At 66.4% G+C, this 18,798-nt stretch carries 14 protein-coding genes and 1 riboswitch; of the genes, 8 read left to right on the top strand and 6 right to left on the bottom strand.

Going from position 1 to position 18,798, the window contains the following annotated elements:
• Window positions 1-36: 36 nt before the first annotated feature.
• Entirely contained in the window at window positions 37-534 is a 498-nt protein-coding gene (locus BI49514_RS10245) for a hypothetical protein (RefSeq protein ID WP_101546440.1), read from the bottom strand.
• A gap of 70 nt (window positions 535-604) precedes the next feature.
• Here BI49514_RS10245 and BI49514_RS10240 point away from each other — a divergent pair, with 70 nt between their 5' ends.
• Both BI49514_RS10240 and BI49514_RS10235 read left to right on the top strand, forming a co-directional pair.
• The gene (locus BI49514_RS10240; protein ID WP_101546439.1) at window positions 605-2,467 is read left to right on the top strand and encodes an amidohydrolase; all 1,863 of its coding nucleotides are present in this window, start codon (window positions 605-607) and stop codon (window positions 2,465-2,467) included.
• A 108-nt stretch (window positions 2,468-2,575) separates the two neighbouring features.
• A complete protein-coding gene (locus tag BI49514_RS10235) occupies window positions 2,576-3,889 on the top strand; it encodes an acyltransferase family protein (protein WP_101546438.1) in 1,314 nt (437 codons plus the stop codon).
• 196 nt (window positions 3,890-4,085) lie between these two features.
• Here BI49514_RS10235 and fabG read toward each other — a convergent pair whose 3' ends face one another.
• From fabG to BI49514_RS10215, 4 genes are all read right to left on the bottom strand, one after another.
• Window positions 4,086-4,907 carry a 3-oxoacyl-ACP reductase FabG gene (fabG, locus tag BI49514_RS10230; RefSeq protein ID WP_101546437.1) on the bottom strand — a complete coding sequence of 274 codons (822 nt, stop codon included), beginning with the start codon at window positions 4,905-4,907 and terminating at the stop codon, window positions 4,086-4,088.
• Window positions 4,908-4,980: 73 nt separating this feature from the next.
• Window positions 4,981-6,144, bottom strand: coding sequence for an acyl-CoA dehydrogenase family protein (locus tag BI49514_RS10225; protein WP_101546436.1), 1,164 nt, complete (start codon window positions 6,142-6,144; stop codon window positions 4,981-4,983).
• Between the two features lie 91 nt (window positions 6,145-6,235).
• A complete protein-coding gene (locus tag BI49514_RS10220; protein WP_101546457.1) occupies window positions 6,236-7,411 on the bottom strand; it encodes a CaiB/BaiF CoA transferase family protein in 1,176 nt (391 codons plus the stop codon).
• Between the two features lie 148 nt (window positions 7,412-7,559).
• Window positions 7,560-8,381 carry a phosphotransferase family protein gene (locus tag BI49514_RS10215; protein WP_244195311.1) on the bottom strand — a complete coding sequence of 274 codons (822 nt, stop codon included), beginning with the start codon at window positions 8,379-8,381 and terminating at the stop codon, window positions 7,560-7,562.
• Window positions 8,382-8,532: 151 nt separating this feature from the next.
• On the opposite strand from BI49514_RS10215, the gene BI49514_RS10210 reads away from it, so the two are divergent.
• Window positions 8,533-9,321 carry an SDR family oxidoreductase gene (locus BI49514_RS10210; RefSeq protein ID WP_101546435.1) on the top strand — a complete coding sequence of 263 codons (789 nt, stop codon included), beginning with the start codon at window positions 8,533-8,535 and terminating at the stop codon, window positions 9,319-9,321.
• 114 nt (window positions 9,322-9,435) lie between these two features.
• Here the strand turns inward: BI49514_RS10210 and BI49514_RS10205 are convergent, their stop codons facing one another.
• Complete coding sequence (locus BI49514_RS10205; RefSeq protein WP_101546434.1) at window positions 9,436-11,052, bottom strand: ABC transporter permease; 1,617 nt, start codon at window positions 11,050-11,052, stop codon at window positions 9,436-9,438.
• Window positions 11,053-11,119: 67 nt separating this feature from the next.
• Between BI49514_RS10205 and BI49514_RS10200 the strand changes: the two genes are divergently transcribed.
• The 5 genes from BI49514_RS10200 (at window position 11,120) to BI49514_RS10180 (ending at window position 18,498) form a co-directional block, all read left to right on the top strand.
• Window positions 11,120-11,692 (top strand): TetR/AcrR family transcriptional regulator, encoded by a 573-nt coding sequence (locus BI49514_RS10200; protein WP_101546433.1) that lies wholly within the window; start codon window positions 11,120-11,122, stop codon window positions 11,690-11,692.
• A 167-nt stretch (window positions 11,693-11,859) separates the two neighbouring features.
• A riboswitch (glycine riboswitch) is annotated at window positions 11,860-11,978 on the top strand.
• A 124-nt stretch (window positions 11,979-12,102) separates the two neighbouring features.
• Window positions 12,103-15,036 carry an aminomethyl-transferring glycine dehydrogenase gene (gcvP, locus tag BI49514_RS10195; RefSeq protein ID WP_101546432.1) on the top strand — a complete coding sequence of 978 codons (2,934 nt, stop codon included), beginning with the start codon at window positions 12,103-12,105 and terminating at the stop codon, window positions 15,034-15,036.
• Window positions 15,036-16,298: a glycine cleavage system aminomethyltransferase GcvT gene (locus BI49514_RS10190; RefSeq protein WP_101546431.1), complete on the top strand. Its 1,263-nt coding sequence runs from the start codon at window positions 15,036-15,038 to the stop codon at window positions 16,296-16,298. Before gcvP ends, BI49514_RS10190 begins: the two co-directional genes overlap by 1 nt.
• A 112-nt stretch (window positions 16,299-16,410) precedes the next feature.
• Window positions 16,411-16,809: a glycine cleavage system protein GcvH gene (gene gcvH, locus BI49514_RS10185; protein ID WP_180954376.1), complete on the top strand. Its 399-nt coding sequence runs from the start codon at window positions 16,411-16,413 to the stop codon at window positions 16,807-16,809.
• A gap of 150 nt (window positions 16,810-16,959) precedes the next feature.
• A complete protein-coding gene (locus BI49514_RS10180) occupies window positions 16,960-18,498 on the top strand; it encodes an L-serine ammonia-lyase (protein ID WP_101546430.1) in 1,539 nt (512 codons plus the stop codon).
• Window positions 18,499-18,798: the final 300 nt, after the last annotated feature.

Below are 18,798 nucleotides of genomic sequence, written 5' to 3'. Positions count from 1 at the left end.
CCACGCGGGCTGGCGCCGTCACCGAGTGAACGGCCGTCAGCTGCTCGAAGGTACGGCTCCCACGGCGGGACGGACCGTCACCCAGCGGCGCACCGCAAGCACGAGGGCGGCGATGAGGCCGACGATGAGCAGCCCGTCGGCGGCGATGTAGAACAGGTGCATGGCCGACCCGCCGTCGTCGACACCGGCGAGCACAGCGTCGGTGCGTTTGTTGAGCAACGGCCTGATGACGAGGACCTTGATGATGAGCACGGCGATGAGTCCGCTGGCCAGACCTCGGTAGATGCGGTCGACGCCCGACTTGAGCATCGACCACAGCAGGATCACCGCAATCGCCAGCTCGACCCAGTTCATCACGCCGAACACCAGGCGCCCGATGCCCAGTCCCAGCGGGATGGTGATGCCTGGGGCGGTGAATTTCAGCGGGGCTTCGATGAGCGAGATGCCGATGATGAGCCCGAGCCACACCGCCGGCAGAAGGACGCGTGCTCCCGCTGCCAGCCGGGTGTCCTGTGTGCTGAAGAAATTGGCCATGACCCGCATTCTACTCCCGGTAGAAAAAGGTGATCGTGGGGGAGTGGAGACGGCCCTTAGACTGGTGCCCATGCGTCTGTTCTCCAACGCCGTTGTGCGCACCTTCGCGCCCGCTGACCAGCCCGACAGTGCCGGAACCACCGACCGTGGCGATCGGCGCGACGGTGGTGGTGTCCTAAACAACGACACCCCCGCCCCGGACAGCCCCACAGTTCCGGGCGCCGCGCCCGATGCGATCCTCGTCGACGGGGAGACCATCGTCGCCATAGGCACCCGGGCCGAACTGCTCGACATCGCCGCCGCGGAGTCATCGACGACGGCGGCGCTCGCCTCGGCGGGTGGGGTGGGTGCGACCACGGTCATCCCCGGCCTCGAGATCGATGAGATCGACTGCAACGGCCAAGTCATCCTCCCCGGATTCGTCGACGGACACATCCACTCGATCATGTACGCGGATTCGCTGACCGACCTCGATCTGTCCCAGACGAAATCCCTCGCCGAGGCGGTCACCGCCATCCGCGAACGAGCAGATTCCCTCCCCGTGGGCACTTGGGTTGTCGGCTCCGGATGGGACCTCAACAAATGGGACGACCCGTCCTACCCGGACCGGACGCTCCTTGACGCCGAGGTGCCCGACCATCCCGTGGCCATGTGGTCCCTCGACCTGCACACCCTGTGGGCCAATGCCCACGCCCTCGAGATCGCCGGCATCGACGCGTCGACCGAAGATCCCTCGGGCGGCAGCTTCGGCCGCGACGATGACGGGCAGCTCACCGGGCTCGTGCGAGAAGACGCCACGGACCTCGTCGCCCGCTTCATCCCCGAACCCAGCCGTGAGGAGCAGGTCGAACGCCTCGCCGTCACGCAGAAGCTGTTCCTGTCCCAGGGGCTGACCGGCATCCACGACTTCGACGGCATCGCCTCGACGCTGGGATGGAACGACCTGCGCGAAGCCGACCGGCAGGACATGCGGGTCACGCTCTTCCTGCGCGGACCCGAAGTGCCGTGGGCGATCGAAACCGGCTGGCACACCGGCGACGGAGACGACTGGCTGCAGAGAGGCGGGCTCAAACTCTTCTCCGACGGCGCGCTCGGCTCCCACACCTCGCACATGTCCTCACCGTTTCCCGAAACCGACGGTGAGGCGGAGAATTTCGGCATCGCACAGATGACCGAGGACGAACTCTTCGACCAGGCCCGCATCGCCACCGAGGCGGGGATCTCCGTGGCCATCCACGCCATCGGCGATCAGGCGAACCACCATGTGCTCGAAGTCTTCGAACGTCTGCGCGAGATCACAGCGGCCGCCGAGGAACGCTTCGACCGTCCTTTCCGTCACCGCGTCGAGCACGCTCAGTTCATCCAGCCGGACGACGTCGCCCGCTTCGCCGAACTCGGAGTGCTCGCGTCCATGCAGCCCCGGCACTGCATCTCCGACCTGCACCTGCTCCACCTCATCGACGAATCCGCGCAGCTGGCCGCTTATGCTTGGCCGGATCTGCTCGCTGCGGGTGCCCAAGTGGTCTTCGGCTCCGATGGGCCCGTCGAACCTGCCAACCCGTTCGCCGCGATCTACGCGGCGATGACCAGGGCGAACATCTCCGGAGACGCGACGACGAGCTTCCAGCCGCACCGTCGGCTGAGCGCCGTCGAGGCCATCCGCCTGCACACGCAGGGGCCCGCGTTCGCCGCCGGGTTGGAGGATCGCCGCGGGTATCTGGCGCCGGGCATGGACGCCGACTTCATCGTCGTCGACACGGATCCCTGCATCGCCGAAGGGCTCAACGCCGAGAGGCCGAGCGCGGAAGAGCTCAACGCAGGCGGCCTGCTCGGTTACGATTCCGAGGAGGCGCTGTTCGCCCACGCCGAGGCGATCCGTGACACCCGTGTCGCGCTCACCGTCGTCGGCGGAGAGATCAAATACCAAGCCTGACCGTCAGCCCTCCGACCGCCGGCCCGCACCACCGCCCGAAGCCCGCACCACCGCCCGCGACAGCAACCGTCATCCCCTCCGACCGCCCACCGACAAGGAAGTCCCCACATGCCCCGCTCATTCCTGGCCCAAGCGCGCAAGGTCGACGAGGCGACTCCTGACTCCCGCAGCCGCGAGGTCGACTTCCTCCGCGCCGCGGCGATCACCGTCGTCGTGCTCGGCCATTGGACGATCATCGCCGTCAGCGCCACCGGAGGCATCAACCCGCACGGACTGCTCGACCAGGCCCGGTGGACGCACCCGCTGACCTGGGTGTTCCAGGTGATGCCGATCTTCTTCCTCGTCGGCGGATACTCCAACGCCCTGTCGTGGCGCTCGGCGAGGCGGCGGAACACCGGGTACGGCGAATGGCTGAGGGCGCGCCTGCGCCGACTCGGTCTGCCGCTCATCCCGCTGCTGCTGACCTGGTTGGTCACCTGCGTCATCGCCTTAGCCGCTGGTGCCGAGCCTGCCGCCGTGCAGCTGGCTTCCCAGATGGCACTGGTGCCGACCTGGTTCCTCGCCGCCTACCTGCTCGTCGTCATCGTCGCCCCGCCGTGCCTGATCCTGTGGGAAAAGTGGGGCTGGTGGTCGATCATCGTCGGCATCGGCATGGCCGGGATCATCGACATCATCAGCATCGCCGCCGACAGCAAGCTCGCCGGATACCCGAATTACCTGCTCGTCTGGGCGAGCTTCCACCAGTTCGGCTATGCCTGGCTCGACGGGCGACTCTCCAACATCAAACGCTGCCTGTTGCTCTTCGTCATCGGCGCCGTCGGCCTCGGGCTTCTCGTCGGGCTCGGCCCGTACCCGGTGTCGATGATCACCGCCGGTACTGACGCGATCTCGAATTCGGCCCCGACCCGCGTTACCATGGCCTTCCTCGGCATGGCGCAGGCCGGAATCGTCCTCATGCTCCAGCGCCCACTGGCGAAACTCCTACGCAGCCCGGGCCTGTGGTTCCTCACCGTCATGGTCAACCAGCGCATCATGACCTGGTTCCTCTGGCACCTGACCGCGCTGACGGCCCTGGCCAATATCCTCATCGCCCTCGACGCACGAGCCCTGCTGCCCACCCCGCTGACCGGCATCTGGTGGGCCACCCGACCGCTGTGGGCCATCGCTCTGCTGGCCATCACCGGAGTGCTCGTGGCGATCTTCGGCCGCTTCGAAACACCCGCGCCCGACGACCGTCCCGCGCCGCCTGTGTGGAAGCCGATCGCCGCGTCTGTCGCAATCTGTGCCGGCCTGGCGATCATGGCCGATACCGGGATGGTCAACGACAACGGGGTCACCTGGATCTGGCCGCTGCTGCCGCTCATCGGCATGTTCGCCTTCGGAGTCGTCCGCTTGCCCGGCCGGCGAACCGCAGAGAACTGACCCTCGCCGAGGCGGTCCGACCGTCACAGCCGGACGTCCCCGCGGGGACGCAAAAGAACCAACCGCACTGACGCGGTCGGGAACTTGCATTGAAACGTCCCCGCGGGACGCCCCCACCCAACGACATCGGCCCGACGTGTCGCCTCGGCGAGGGGACGACGCGAACGGTGCGTCGCCTCGGCGAGGTTCTGCCTGATCAGATGTTGCGACCGCCGGAGATCTCGGTGACGGTGCCGGTGAGGTAGCTCGACAGTCCGGAGGCGAGGAACAGCACCACGGAGGCGACCTCTTCGGGTTCGCCTGCACGGCCGAGCGGGATGTCGGCGAGCTTCGAATCGATCGCGTGCTGGGGCATGGCCGCGGTCATCGCGGTGTTGATGAAGCCGGGCTGGATCGCGTTGATGCGGATGTTCTTGAACGCGACCTCCTTTGCCACGGCTTTCGTCATGCCGACGATGCCGGCCTTCGCCGCAGAATAGTTCGACTGTCCGGGGTTGCCGACCTTGCCGCTGATCGAGGATACGTTGATGATCGAGCCGCCGCGGTCCTGTTCGCGCATGAGCGCGGTGGCGACCTTGAGCCCGTTCCACGTGCCGCGCAGGTGCACGGAGATGACGTCGTCGAACTGCTGTTCGCTCATCTTCCGGATCGTCGCATCGCGGGTGATGCCGGCGTTGTTGACCCAGATGTCGATGCCGCCGAACGCGGTCGTGGCCGCCTCGGCGAGTTTTTCCACGGCCCCGAGGTCGGACACGTTGCACACGACACCGGCGGCAGCGCCCCCGCCGCCGAGCTCGGCCACGGCCTGCTGCAGGCTCTCCTCATTCATATCGGCGAGAACGACCTTCGCGCCGGAGTCGACGAGGCTGCGCGCCATCGCCAGGCCGAGGCCCTGTCCGCCGCCGGTGACGACGGCGACCTTGCCGGTGAGCAGCCCGGGAATGGCGGTGACTCCGCCGGTTTCGGTGACGGTGATGCCGGCAGCGGAGTTCGATGCGGGAGTGGATGAGTCGGTCATGATGATTCCTTTCGTTCGTGTGCGCTGATGCGCGGAGGTCGCCGAGGCGGCCCTTGTGAATTGTTCGTGCAGGTCAGAGGTTGAACTGAGGTTTGTGTGCGCCCTTGAGCAGCTGCTTGGCGACGACGACGCGCTGGACTTCGGAGGTGCCTTCGTAGATCCGGAACAGGCGGGCGTGGCGGTAGAACCGCTCGACCGCGGACTCGCGCATGTACCCCATGCCGCCTTGGATCTGCACGCCCTTGTCGGCGACGCGGGCGAGCGCCTCGGAGGCGAAGAGCTTCGCCGAGGAGGGGCCGAGCTTGCGATCGGTCTCGGCGTCCCAGCGCCCAGCGGCCGAGAGGACGAGGGACTTCGCCGCCGCGGTGTCGGTGTAGATGTCGGCGAGCATCCCCTGGACGAGTTGGAATCGAGCGATCGGCTCCCCGCCCTGTTTCGCCTCGGCGGCGAATTTCACGGATTCGTCGAGGATGCGGATGCACTGGCCCACACAGATCGCGGCGATGTGGAGTCGGCCCTTATTCAGCGAGGCCATGGCTGCGTAGAAGCCCTTCTCCTCTTCGCCGCCGATGAGGTTGGCGGCGGGCACACGCACGTCGTCGAAGAAGATCTCCGAGGTCCAGGCTCCGGCTTGACCCATCTTGTGGTCGTGGGGTCCGACGGTCACGCCTTCCGACTTCGTGGGCACGAGGAAGACGGAGATGCCCTTCGATCCGGTGGCGTTCGGGTCCGTGCGGGCGAAGACCATGAGGACATCTGAGGATTCGGCGTTCGTGATGAAGCGCTTGGAGCCGTTGATGATGTAGTCGTCGCCGTCGCGCACGGCTTTGGTCCGCAGCCCCGAGGGGTCGGACCCGGCCTCGGGCTCGGTGAGCGCGAAGGAGGCGACGACCTCGCCGGAGGTCAGGCGGGGCAGCCATTCGGACTTCTGCGCATCGGTGCCGTAGTTGACGAGCACCTGACCGGCGATGCCGTTGTTCGTGCCGAACAGGGAACGGAACGACGGGGTGGTGTAGCCGAGCTCCATGGCCAGCAGTGCGTCCTGCTCGGCATTGAGGCCGAGCCCGCCGTATTCCTCGGGCAGGGCCCAGCCGAAGAGTCCCATCTCGGCGGATTCCTTGATGATGGCCTCCGGGAAGGCGTCGTCGTCCTCGACCTGGGTCTCGAGCGGGACGACCTTCTCCCGGACGAATTCGCGGACGGCGGCGAGGATGTCGTCGAGTTCAGTGGTGTCCATGGTGTGCTCTCCTCATCGGGATCGGTCGGTGGATGCGGGGGTCGGGCGGTGGTCGGTATATCGGCGGAGCGGCTGACAGTCAGTCCGTGGTCTATTGGTCGGAGGATCGCCGAAGCCAAGCGCGCACGATGTCGGAGTCGGCGCCGAGGCTGGGCGGTGCGAGGTCGTAGGCGACCTCGGACTTCGACAGGCGGATCGGATTGCGGATGGTGGGGATGACGCGCTCGCCCTGTCCTGTCTCGACGATGGGATCGAGGCCGAGATCGCGTGCGCGTTCGACTCCCTGGGAGATCGAGTTGATCGGGGCGCAGGGCAGTCCGACGGCGGTGAGCTTGTCGAACCATTCCTGCGCGGTGTGCGCCTGAAGCGCTTCCAGCAGTTCGGGCTCGAGTTCGTCACGGTGGGCATTGCGGATCTTTGCCTTCGCGAAGCGTTCGTCCTCGCACCAGTCGGGCCGGCCGAGCGCTTTGGCCAAGGCGGCGAATTGGCCGTCGTTGGCGGCGGCGATGATGATCTCACCGTCCTTCGTCTCCATCGGCTGGTACGGGTAGAGGCTGGGGTGGGCGTTGCCCATTCGGGTCGGGGTCACTCCGGCGGCCGCGTACGCGGCCGTCTGGTTGGCCAGACCCGACATCGCCGAGGACATGAGGTTCGTCTCGACGAGCTGGCCCTCTCCGGTCACGGTCCTGTGCTGGACGGCGGCGAGGATGCCGATCGTCGTGTGCAGCCCGGTGATGACGTCGAAGACCGCGACCCCGGCCCGGTAGGGCGAGCCGTCGGGGCTGCCGGTGATCGACATGAAACCGGACATCGCCTGGACGAGGAGGTCGTAGCCGGGCAGCGGATTGTCCGCGCCGAATCCGGTGATCGAGGCGTAGACGACCTCGGGGTTGGAGGCGGAGACGGACTCGTAGTCGAGGCCGAACTTCGCCAGTCCGCCGGGTTTGAAATTCTCGACGATGATGTCCGCACGGGTGGCGAGATCCTGGGCCGTGGCGAGGTCCTCGGGGTCGGCGAAGTCGAGGACGATGTCGTACTTGTTGCGGTTGATCGACAGGTAGTAGGTGGAATCGTCGTCACGAGCCGGGGGACTCCAGTGCCTCGTGTCATCGCCTTTCGGGCCCTCGACCTTGATGACGGTGGCGCCGAGGTCGGCGAGCATCATCGTCGCATAGGGGCCGGCAAGGACACGGGAGAAATCGACGACCACCTGGCCGGACAGCGGGCCGGAGCCGTTGCGGGTGAGGAGGTCATCGGAGTCGGTCATCGTCGGGCGGTCCATTCTTGAGCGGGTCAGCGGCTCGTTCCACTTTAACGCTTGATCAGTCATAATTGAAGGCGATTATTGCTGTTGGGTTCATGAATCTCTGGCGGCGACGGAGGCCCCGTGAGTTGTCAGCAATCTTCGTGCCTCCTCAGAGCTCCGCATTCCACTCATCGAGGCGGTGCCGCAGCAGCTCGGCCGTCATCTCCGTCCGACCGATGCCGAGGTAGTTCGGCAGCCAGGTCTCGACGCGCTCGATCGCACTCGCTGCTGCGTGCAGATCCCAAGCATGGGTGTCGGTGATTCGACGGTCGAGCAGAGACTCGTATTCGTCGAGGAACTCGGCAGCGGCATCGGGGAAGCCGAGCAGGACGAGATCCTGGCGGCACCATGAGAGGTCGCGACCGCGGGGCGCATTCGAGCCGCCGGTCCAGTCGACGACGCCGGTGAGCCTCTCGCCTGACCAGAGGGCATTGCCGCACCAGAAGTCGCCGTGGCTGAGAACCCGCTCGCCTCGGATCAGCTGGGAGAAGCCGTTGCGGACGCGGTGCGCGATGGACGAGTCGCCGACGGGTGGGGCCGCCGGTGTCGGCGGTAGGCAGGTTCCGTCGAGGGCGTGGATGCGCACGAGCGCTCTCGCCATTTCGCGCGCGATCGTCGAGGCAGGAAGCGTCGGGTCCGGGGTGGAGCCGGGGACTCTTGTCGTGACGATGAGCGGATCGTCGAGATCTGCCCGATGGGCGATGAGTCGCGGCACCTGTTCGCCGAGCGCGCTCAGCCGCCGCAGAACCTCGGGCTCCGTTGTCGCGGTGTCGTCACCGGCAGGAAAGGAGCGGACGACGAACTCATCCTTCCCGTCCGAAGCGAGCAGCGTCGTCGCATGCTGACCCGCGGTGAATACCTCCACCAATCGCAGCTCACGACCCAACAGCACCGAGGCGGATCGGAGTGCGTGCTGCTGCGCGGTCGACATAGCGGCATCGTATCGTCTGGCACCTCGGCCTCCTTGTCAGAGTCAGTCTTGTCATCAGGTGCACGCCGTGGCTACGATGAATCCAGATACTGAACGAACGATCAATCTCGATCAGAGTCCACCGTCACCGACAGAACACTGGAGTTCACGCATGTCAGAGCCCACCGCCCCGCAGTCCGGACAGCGCTTCGCCGGTCAGGTCGCCCTCATCACCGGTGCCAGCCGCGGCATCGGCCTCGGCATCGCCCAGCGGCTCAACGCCGAAGGCGCCACCGTCATCCTCACCGCCCGCAAGGCAGAGGCCCTCGCCGAGGCGGTCGCGCAGTTCCCAGACGGCACCGCAGTCGGCATCGCCGGCAAGTCCGACGACGCCGCCCACCGGGCGGAGGTCTTCGACACGATCGCGGAGAAGTTCGGCCGCCTCGACGTGCTCGTCACCAATGTCGGCATCAACCCCGTCTACGGTCCGCTCATCGACATCGACCTCGACGCCGCGCGGAAGATCCTCGACGTCAACGTCATCGGCACGCTTGCCTGGATCCAGGAAGCCGTCCACCACGAAGGCCTGAACTTCCGCGAGAACAAGGGGCGGGTCGTCAGCATCTCCTCCGTCGCCGGGCAGGTCCCGAGCCCGGGCATCAGCTTCTACGGCATCTCGAAGGCCGCGGTCTCGCATCTCACGCGGTCCCTGGCAGTCGAACTCGGACCCGACATCCGCGTCAACGCAGTCGCCCCTGCGGTCGTCAAGACCGACTTCGCCACCGCACTCTACGAAGGCCGCGAGGCCGAGGTTGCCGCCACCTACCCGGCGGGCCGACTCGGCACCCCTGAGGACATCGCCGGTGCCGTCGCCTACCTCGCCTCCGCCGACGCCGAATGGATCACCGCGCAGGTGCTCACGGCCGACGGCGGCGTCATCACGGCCGGCGGCAGCGCCTGAGCCGATACGCCACCACGGCCATAACTGACGTGGAAACGCGAATGGTGGTCGCCATCGGATACTTCTGACGAGAAGTATCCGATGGCGACCACCATGTGGTTGGCCCCCCTTGGGTCAGGAGCTCTGTGTCGAGTCCCCTGGTCGATCCGAGGTGGTCTCGGTCGGCTGATCAGACGGCCGATCGTTCTGACCCTCCGTATTCACCGCCGAATCCGACGGGTGAGAAGCTCCGGCCGGGTCGGGGCCGTTGTTCGGCTCGGCGTCGGAACCGTCATCCTTGCCTGTTGGCCGGTGGTCGGCAGACTGCGGGGTCTGCTGCTGGGGATAGTAGACCGGCATCGGGGCGGACCCGGTGACGGGCATGTAGGGCATGGGTTGCCCCTGGGTTCCCATCGGCACGTAGTAAGCAGGAGGGAACTGCGAGCCGTAATGGGCCTGCTGCGAACCGTACTGAGTGGGCTGGACGCCGACACCGGCCTGAGGGGCGAAGCCCATGGGCGCCCAGCCCGGGTACACTCCCGTCGGATATCCTTGCGTGGCCGAACCCGTGGGGTAGGTGGTGGGCGTGGAACCTGGCGGCTGAGACCCGACCGCGGCGGAGACTCGCGGCGGCTGGGAGCGGTCGAAGGTCGGTTCGGATCCGGTCTGTTCTGCCGTGCTGGGAGAGAGGTTCGTTGCTGCGGTGTTACCCGATCCCCGGGCGACGTTGAGCAGGAGTGCACCGAGTGCGAAGGCGATTCCCGCGACTCCGAAGATGATCAGGGCGATGACCGGGCGGGACATACCGTTGGAATCGAAGTATTCGATGTCGCGGATCAGTTCGAGTCCCCAGGTCTGGGGCATGATCCGACTCAGGCCCTGGAAGAACCCATTCATCATGTGCAGGCCGAAGGGTCCGCCCGAAGCGGTGTTGCCGAGCATGACGAGAACGATCGAGGTGACCGCGCCGGCAGCAGGGTGTGTGACCGAGACCAGGCCGGTCACGAATCCGCCCAGAGCCATGACATAGAGCCACAAGGCTGCGAACAGCTCCCATCCCACCTCACCGGTGATGCCGCTGATGACCTGAGTGGCGTAGTAGGAGGCGGCCCCGGCCAGGAGGACGGCGTAGGCCGTCATCGCCACAGAGTACGCGATGAAGCCCGAGGGTGATTTCACCCGCCCGAGGACGGCTCCGAAGGCAGTCGCGCCGAGGCCGCCACCGATGGTGAGGAAGACGACGAGGTAGAACTCCATCGAGGCATTTGGATTGTTCGGTGAGGGTTCGCCCAGCTCGTGGACCTCGCTCTCGGCGTTCAGGCCGCTGGCCAGCTCGTCGCCGAGGTGCTCGACAGACTTCGCGATCGTGGGGCTGGCGCCGGTGACGACGTAGACCTGAACCTTGTCCTTCTTCGCGTCATCGGGCACGAAGATCGCCGCATCGGCATCTCGGTCCTCAACGGAGTGCTTGGCAGCGGACTCGCTGTTCTCGATGACGAAGTCGTAGTCGTCCTCGTCGGCAGATTCCTGCAGTGAGGACAGGGAATCCGAGTTGCCGGCGATGGCGAGCTTGAGGTTGTTCGGGGAGGGATGGGCGAAGCCCTCGGAGTAGGACACGATCATTCCGAGCACGAAGAACAGCATCAGCGCAACTGTGGCAGTGAGGCCGATGACCTTCTTCTTCGCCTCCGGGGTGATGGGAAGTCGATTCGTCGGCTGGGTCGTCGGCGCTTCCGCGGTGGGTGGATTCATAGACTAAATACCTCTTGATATCTACTGGACATGTGGCACTTAGATACTTTATGTGTATGTTAGAGGCATGTCCAACACAGATCCCCGCATTCTCAGGACACGCAAAGCGATTCTTGAGACGGCCCGAAGCATGCTCCTCGACGAGGAACCTGGGCAGCTGACTCTGCGTCGGATCGCTGACGAAGCCGGCTACAGTCGCCAAGCGGTTCACACGAACTTCGGCAACCTCAACGGGATACTCACGGCTGTGGCGCTCGAAGGGCTGGGGATCGACAGCGATCCGGACGGTTTGACCGAACAGCTCGGCGATCCCACTCCGCTGGGGGTCGAGGAGCTGAGGGGAAGGGTGCTCAGTCTCGTCACGCGGATCGATTCGGAACGGGTGCTCCTCGGTCGGATTGCGCACGCACCCGACCTGCCGAGTCTGTCCGAGGCGCTGCTGCAGGCTGCGCGGCGGATCTTCGACCTGAGGCGGCCGACGATCGGCCTCGGTGATCTCGATAAGCTTGCGTCCTCGTTCCTCCTCGGTGGGTTCGCCAACGTCCTTCGAGATTGGGTACGTGGAGAACTCGAAGCGACCCCGGAGGCCATCACTGACATCATCACCGGACGTATCGCCGAGGTGGGTGAGCTCGCCTGACCGCGCAGGTGGTCACCGCCGGCATCCGCGGCTGTTCCGCGGGCGACGTGGGAGGCCGCGCAGTCGACGGGGAGGCCATGCGGGCCGCAAAGCGTGCCCGAACAGGCTGTTTGGCCGCCGTGTGAGCATTGACTAGACTGAGACGCGGATAACTTCATACGCCGCTAAGACATGACGTGGGAGAGCTGCCCGCTGCCGCAACGACCAGTTGCCAGCAGTGCGACGCAGCGCCGTAGGTGCAATTCCCTCCCCGGGAAACTCTCAGGCCCAGTACCACCGATTGCAGGCACTTCTGAAGGACGCGAAACCGCTGCACCCCTGTGGCGTGCCCTCGCGCCCGACAGATCGGGGAGGACACAGTGCACAACGCGTCCTCCATCGGTGGGTGCGACACCGACACAAGGACGGCAATGACAGGTTCACTCGCCCATACCACTGCAGCGACCGAGGACACCTCGCGCCCCTTCTCCGACCGCCACATCGGCCCCCGCGCCGACGATGTGCAGGCCATGCTCGACGAACTCGGCTATGACTCGCTGGAAGCACTCTCGAATGCTGCCGTCCCGGAATCCATCCAGAACGACGAACTCAACCTGCCCGCCGGGCGCTCCGAATTCGACGTGCTGGGCGACCTGCGCGACCTCGCCGGCCAGAACGTCATGCGCACCCAGCTCATCGGCCAGGGCTACTACGACACGATCACCCCGGCCGTCATCCGCCGCAACCTGGTCGAGAACCCCGCCTGGTACACCGCCTACACCCCGTACCAGCCCGAGATCTCCCAGGGCCGGCTCGAAGCGCTGCTGAACTTCCAGCAGGTCGTCCAGGACCTCACCGGCCTCGACATCGCCAATGCCTCCCTCCTCGATGAGGCCACCGCCGTCGCCGAGGCGGTCCTGCTCATGCGTCGGGCCGTGAAGAAGGGGACAACCGTCGTCCTCGACTCCGAACTCCACCCGCAGACCATCGCCGTCGTCCGCGCCCGAGCCAAGGCCATGGACTTCCGCGTCACCGTCGCCGACCTCGCCGAGGGCCTCGTCGGCGAAGACATCTTCGGCATCGTCTGCGCCCAGCCCGGCACCACCGGGGCCATCCGCGACTTCACCGGAGCCGTCGACGGAGCGCACGACCGCGGTGCGCTGGTCACCTTCGACGCCGACCTGCTGGCACTGACCCTGCTCAAGGACTGCGCCTCGCAGGGTGCGGACATCGCCGTCGGCTCGGCCCAGCGCTTCGGTGTGCCCCTGTTCTTCGGCGGCCCCCACGCCGGCTTCATGGCCGTGAAGTCCGGACTCCAGCGCCAGCTGCCCGGCCGCCTCGTCGGAGTGTCCAAGGACGCCCAGGGCAAGCCCGGCTACCGCTTGGCCCTCCAGACCCGCGAACAGCACATCCGTCGCCAGAAGGCCACATCGAACATCTGCACCGCGCAGGCTCTGCTCGCCAACGTCGCCTCGATGTACGCCGTCTACCACGGCCCGGTCGGCCTGACCCGCATCGCCTCCCGCGTCCACCGCCTCGCCCACGCGTTCGCAGGCGCCGCGGACACCGCCCCCGGCGCCGAGGTGCTCACCTGGGAATTCTTCGACACCGTGGCCCTGCGCGTGGCCGATGCCGAAGCCGCCCGCTACGTTGCCGACCACGCCGGATACAACATCCGCGTCATCGACGACACCACCGTCGGCGTCTCCTTCGGCGAACCCCACACCGTCGCCGATGCCAACGGCCTGCTCGAAGCCCTCGGCATCTACGCCCGGGTCGACGCGGACGACTTCGAAGCCGCCTCGGCGGGAACCTTCGGAGCCAACGCCGTTCCCGAACCCGCATTCGCGGCGTCGTTCCACCGCGACACCGAATTCCTCACCCACCCCGTCTTCAGCGCCCACGGCTCCGAGACCTCGATGATGCGCTACCTGCGTACCCTGGCCGACCGTGACCTCGCGCTGGACCGGACGATGATTCCGCTGGGCTCATGCACGATGAAGCTCAACGCCGCCGCCGAGATGGAACCCATCACCTGGCCGGAATTCGCCTCCATCCACCCCTTCGCCCCGGCCGAGCAGACCAAGGGGTGGCGTGCGCTCATCGGCCGTCTCGAGGAGTCGCTGATCGAGGTCACCGGCTACGACCGTGTGTCCCTGCAGCCCAACGCCGGTTCGCAGGGTGAACTGGCCGGACTGCTCGCCATCCGCGCTTACCATGTGGCAAACGGCGATGATGCCCGCACCGTCGTGCTCATCCCGCAGTCCGCGCACGGCACGAACGCCGCCTCCGCGGTGCTCGCCGGACTCCAGGTGCAGGTCGTCGCGACGGCCGATGACGGCTCCGTGGACATGGACGACCTCGATGCGAAGGTCGCCAAGCACGAAGGCAAGATCGCCGGCATCATGATCACCTACCCGTCGACCCACGGTGTCTTCGAGCCGCAGGTCCGCGAGGTCTGCGACCAGGTCCATGCCGCCGGCGGTCAGGTCTACGTCGACGGTGCGAACCTCAACGCCATGGTCGGACTCGCCAAGCCCGGCGAATTCGGCGGCGATGTCTCCCACCTCAACCTGCACAAGACCTTCTGCATCCCCCACGGAGGAGGCGGCCCCGGAGTCGGCCCCGTGGCGGTGCGCGAACACCTCGCTCCGTACCTGCCCGGCGATGCCACGCTGCCGGAGCTCGTCGCCGGTGACCCGGACGCCAAGGAGCTGCCGATCTCCGCATCGATGTTCGGCTCCGCAGGAGTCCTGCCCATCAGCTTCGCCTACCTCGAACTCATGGGTGCCGAAGGGCTGCGCGAGGCCTCGCGCTCGGCTCTGCTCGGTGCGAATTACCTGGCGAAGAAGCTCGGCGACGTCTTTCCCGTCCTCTACTCGGGTGAGAACGGACTCGTCGGCCACGAAACGATCCTCGACCTCCGCTCGATCACCTCGGCGACGGGAGTCACTGCCGAGGATGTCTGCAAGCGCCTCGTCGACTTCGGCTTCCATGCCCCGACCCTGGCCTTCCCGGTGCCCGGCACCCTGATGGTCGAACCCACCGAGTCCGAGGACAAGGACGAGCTCGACCGCTTCATCGAGGCCATGCGCACCATCCGCGCCGAGATCGACGAGATCGGCAATTCGTATACCTACGAAGAGTCGCCGCTGGCCCTCGCGCCGCACCCGGCCACCGTGGTGATGGACGACTGGGACGGCAAGTACAGCCGCGAGACCGCGGTGTTCCCCGTTCCCGGACTGCGCCACACGAAGTACTTCCCGCCGGTCAGCCGCATCGATGGAGCCTACGGCGACCGCAACCTGGTGTGCTCCTGCCCGCCGCCAGAGGCCTTCGAAGAGTTCGAGGAAGAGGACAAGTGATGACCGACACGACCGCAAACACACGCAAAGAGACGCCGCTGCATAGCATCCACGCCGAGCTCGGTGCCTCGTTCACCGACTTCGGCGGGTGGGACATGCCGCTGAAGTACGGTTCGGAACTCGCCGAACACCGTGCCGTGCGTGAGGCCGGCGGTCTCTTCGACCTCTCCCACATGGGCGAGGTGCGCATCAGCGGAACCGACGCCGCAGCCTTCCTCGACTACGCGCTCGTCGCGAAGTACTCGAAGATGAAGATCGGCAAGGCCAAGTACGGAGTCATCGTCAACGGGGCAGGCGGCCTGCTCGACGACCTCATCACCTACCGCATCGGCGTCGAAGAGTTCCTCATCGTCCCCAACGCCTCGAACACTCCCACCGTCGTCGCCGCGCTCAAGGACCGCGTGCACCAGTTCGTCCAGACCGTCGAACCAGGCTCCGATGTGCACCTGACCGACGAGTCCGACGCCACCGCGCTCATCGCCGTGCAGGGCCCGAACTCCGAGGCGATCATCCTGCGCGCCCTCGACGAGTCCGGCCACGGCGAATTCGGACCCCGCACCGGGGCCGGTGACCAGGCGAAAGCCCAGGTCACCGACGACGCCAACGGGGGAGCCACCTCGGCGGGGGATGCGAAGATCACCATCGGTCGGGCGGTGCGCGAACTGGGGTACTACGCGTGGATGCCGCTGACGATCGCAGGGATCGACCTCATGCTCGCCCGCACCGGATACACCGGTGAGGACGGGTTCGAGCTCTACACCCCGAACATCGGCGCCACCCGCCTGTGGAACACGCTCGTGACCTCGGGCGCGGATTACGGACTCGTTCCCTGCGGTCTGGCCGCACGCGATTCGCTTCGCCTCGAAGCCGGAATGCCGCTCTACGGCAACGAACTCGATCAGAACACCACCCCGTACGATGCGGGACTGGGCCGGATGATCGGGTTCAACACGAAGGATGACTTCTTCGCCCGCGAGGAGCTGGCGAAGCTCGGAGAGACCGAACCGCCGCGTGTGCTCGTCGGCCTGAGTTCGGAGGGACGCCGCGCCGCTCGCTCCGGAGCCGCCGTGTCGATCGACGGCACTGAGGTCGGCACCGTCACCTCCGGTCAGCCCTCGCCGACGCTCGGCCACCCGATTGCCCTGGCCTACATCGATCGGGACCGCGCCGAGGTGGGCACCGCCGTGACGGTGGACATCCGCGGCAAGGCGCACGACTTCGCCGTCGCCCAGCTGCCGTTCTACAAGCGCCAGGCCGACTGAAGCTCTCACCCATAATCCATCCCGGTGGGACCGGTGACTCGTAGACTGGTCCCACCTGGCACAACAACGTCGTGACCGCCCTTTCCGGCGGCGGTCGCAGTAAGGAAGACATATGGCACAGCTGCCCCCGCTCCCGCAGAACTTCACCTACTCCGCCGAACACGAATGGGTCGACGGCGCTGCCGATGAACTCGTCGGCAAAACCGTCAAGGTCGGCATCACCGCCGTCGCCGCCGATGCCCTCGGCGAGGTCGTCTACGTCGACCTGCCCGCGGTCGGCGACACCATCACCGCAGGTGAGACCTGTGGTGAGGTCGAATCCACGAAGTCCGTGTCCGACCTCTACACCCCGGTCACCGGCGAGGTCGTCACCATCAACGAGGCGGCCGTGGACTCACCCGGACTGCTCAACTCCGACCCCTACGGTGAGGGCTGGCTGTTCGAGGTCGCCGTGACCGAGGTCGGCGAAGTCATGGACGCCGCCGCCTACGCCGAGGCGAACTCCCTCTGAGCCTCATCCTCCGGGCGGAGGATATAAACCCTGGAGCGGGGTCGGCCGAGGTCGGTGCCGACACATCGTCGGCATCGGCACGCCATGCACATGAGTGCACGGCTGTTCGGTCGGCCCCGTCGTCATCTCATCAGAAACGAAGTGATTGCCATGCCATTGAGTGTCTTCGACCTCTTCACAGTCGGCATCGGACCGTCGAGCTCCCACACCGTCGGACCGATGCGTGCCGGCGCGAGCTTCATCGACCTCCTTAGCGATTCGCTGAGATCCGTGGCGGATCTGCGCGTCGACGTGTTCGGTTCCCTGGCCGCCACCGGCGCCGGTCATGGGACCTTCGACGCCATCCTCATCGGCCTCGAGGGCTGCCGTCCCGATCTCATCGAAGCCAACGAACTCACCGCCCGGCGGACGCGGATGTCCGAGACCGGGACGATCATCCTCGGCGACTCGACCGGCAACGGCGTCGAACTCAAGTTCACCGAGGACGACATGGTCAAACGACCGCTGACTGTCCTCCCGCGCCATACGAACGCCATGACCGTGACCGCCTACGACGCTGCCGGGGAGACCCTCGCCGAGGAGACCTACTACTCCGTCGGCGGGGGGTTCGTGACCTCGGAGACCGAATTCCTCGAGAAGGAGAAGACTGCCGAGGATGGTGCAGCTGCCGATGACGGCGGGGACGGTGTGGCTGGCGATGGGGGCGACATTGCGGCCGGCGGCAACGGCGGCGCAGGCGAGGGGGCCGAGTTCGCAGTCGCGGATTCTGTCGTCGACGCCGAACTCGAGTCCTACGACGAAGAGCTGCCGTATCCCTTCCACTCCGGCGTCGAGCTGCTTCGGCGCTGCCGCGAGAACGATATGTCGATCGCCGAGATCATGCACGCCAACGAACTGTCGATGCGCGACGAGGACGAGATCCGGCACGGACTGCTCCACATCTACTCGGTGATGGAGGAATGCGCTTCGGCGTCCCTGGACCGCTCCGGTTATCTGCCCGGAGGGCTCAAGGTCCGCCGCCGCGCACACGACTGGTACCTCAAACTCAAGGCCGAGGACCCCGACCGGGATCCCGGCTACTACCTCGAATGGGTCAACCTCATCGCGATGGCCGTGAACGAGGAGAACGCCTCGGGAGGCCGCGTCGTCACCGCGCCGACGAATGGAGCGGCCGGCATCATCCCCGCCGTGCTGCACTATGCGCTCAACTACGTTCCCGCGGTGAAGGAAGGCGGTGAGGCCGCGAAGCACCGGGCCATCGTCGACTTCCTGCTCACCGCGGCGGCCATCGGAGTCCTGTACAAGGAGCGGGCGTCGATCTCCGGCGCCGAGGTGGGCTGTCAGGGAGAGGTCGGATCCGCCTCGTCGATGGCCGCCGGGGGACTGGCCGCCGTCATGGGCGGAACGCCCGAGCAGGTGGAGAACGCCGCCGAAATCGCGATGGAGCACAACCTCGGACTGACCTGCGACCCGATCTCCGGGCTCGTGCAGGTGCCCTGCATCGAACGCAACGCGATCGCCGCCGGCAAGGCCATCAACGCCTCCCGCATGGCTCTGTGGGGCGACGGCCAGCACCGGGTCAGCCTCGACGAGGTGATCGAGACGATGCGCCAGACCGGCGCGGACATGTCCTCGAAGTACAAGGAGACGGCGATGGGCGGCCTCGCCGTCAACGTCGTCGAGTGCTGAGTGGGTGAGTGGTCGCCGGGCGGGTGGCCTGGCCGCTCGCTCACGGCCGCATGACTCGCCCACCTGCCTGCCCTCGGGCAGCAGGCCCCCTTGCTGTCCCAAATCGACCGAAGTGACATGGAACACGTGGAACCCTTGTTCCAACTGCGTTCAAATGTAACGAAACGATAACGAACCTCTGGCGCGGTATGAGCGCGAAGGAGCGCCCCGACGCATCCCAGAGATGCCATGGGGAAAGTCCGGTCTGTTACATATCGGTAGGCCGGGGGCCGCGTTGTGAAAGTGGCCCGGAATCGAGGG

Source organism: Brevibacterium iodinum ATCC 49514, from assembly GCF_900169265.1.
Taxonomy (GTDB): Bacteria; Actinomycetota; Actinomycetes; order Actinomycetales; family Brevibacteriaceae; genus Brevibacterium; species Brevibacterium iodinum.
The sequence above is the reverse complement of the archived record's forward strand: the minus strand, read 5'-3'. Positions and strand labels throughout refer to the sequence as shown.

Excerpts from the sequence above, each read along its gene's own strand:
- BI49514_RS10245 (WP_101546440.1), bottom strand. The coding sequence starts at position 534 with ATGGCCAATTTCTTCAGCACACAGGACACCCGGCTGGCAGCGGGAGCA.
- BI49514_RS10180 (WP_101546430.1), top strand. The coding sequence starts at position 16,960 with ATGCCATTGAGTGTCTTCGACCTCTTCACAGTCGGCATCGGACCGTCG.
- BI49514_RS10235 (WP_101546438.1), top strand. The coding sequence starts at position 2,576 with ATGCCCCGCTCATTCCTGGCCCAAGCGCGCAAGGTCGACGAGGCGACT.
- BI49514_RS10215 (WP_244195311.1), bottom strand. The coding sequence starts at position 8,381 with ATGTCGACCGCGCAGCAGCACGCACTCCGATCCGCCTCGGTGCTGTTG.
- BI49514_RS10225 (WP_101546436.1), bottom strand. The coding sequence starts at position 6,144 with ATGGACACCACTGAACTCGACGACATCCTCGCCGCCGTCCGCGAATTC.
- BI49514_RS10210 (WP_101546435.1), top strand. The coding sequence starts at position 8,533 with ATGTCAGAGCCCACCGCCCCGCAGTCCGGACAGCGCTTCGCCGGTCAG.
- gcvP (WP_101546432.1), top strand. The coding sequence starts at position 12,103 with ATGACAGGTTCACTCGCCCATACCACTGCAGCGACCGAGGACACCTCG.
- BI49514_RS10240 (WP_101546439.1), top strand. The coding sequence starts at position 605 with ATGCGTCTGTTCTCCAACGCCGTTGTGCGCACCTTCGCGCCCGCTGAC.
- BI49514_RS10190 (WP_101546431.1), top strand. The coding sequence starts at position 15,036 with ATGACCGACACGACCGCAAACACACGCAAAGAGACGCCGCTGCATAGC.
- BI49514_RS10200 (WP_101546433.1), top strand. The coding sequence starts at position 11,120 with ATGTCCAACACAGATCCCCGCATTCTCAGGACACGCAAAGCGATTCTT.
- gcvH (WP_180954376.1), top strand. The coding sequence starts at position 16,411 with ATGGCACAGCTGCCCCCGCTCCCGCAGAACTTCACCTACTCCGCCGAA.
- fabG (WP_101546437.1), bottom strand. The coding sequence starts at position 4,907 with ATGACCGACTCATCCACTCCCGCATCGAACTCCGCTGCCGGCATCACC.
- BI49514_RS10205 (WP_101546434.1), bottom strand. The coding sequence starts at position 11,052 with ATGAATCCACCCACCGCGGAAGCGCCGACGACCCAGCCGACGAATCGA.
- BI49514_RS10220 (WP_101546457.1), bottom strand. The coding sequence starts at position 7,411 with ATGACCGACTCCGATGACCTCCTCACCCGCAACGGCTCCGGCCCGCTG.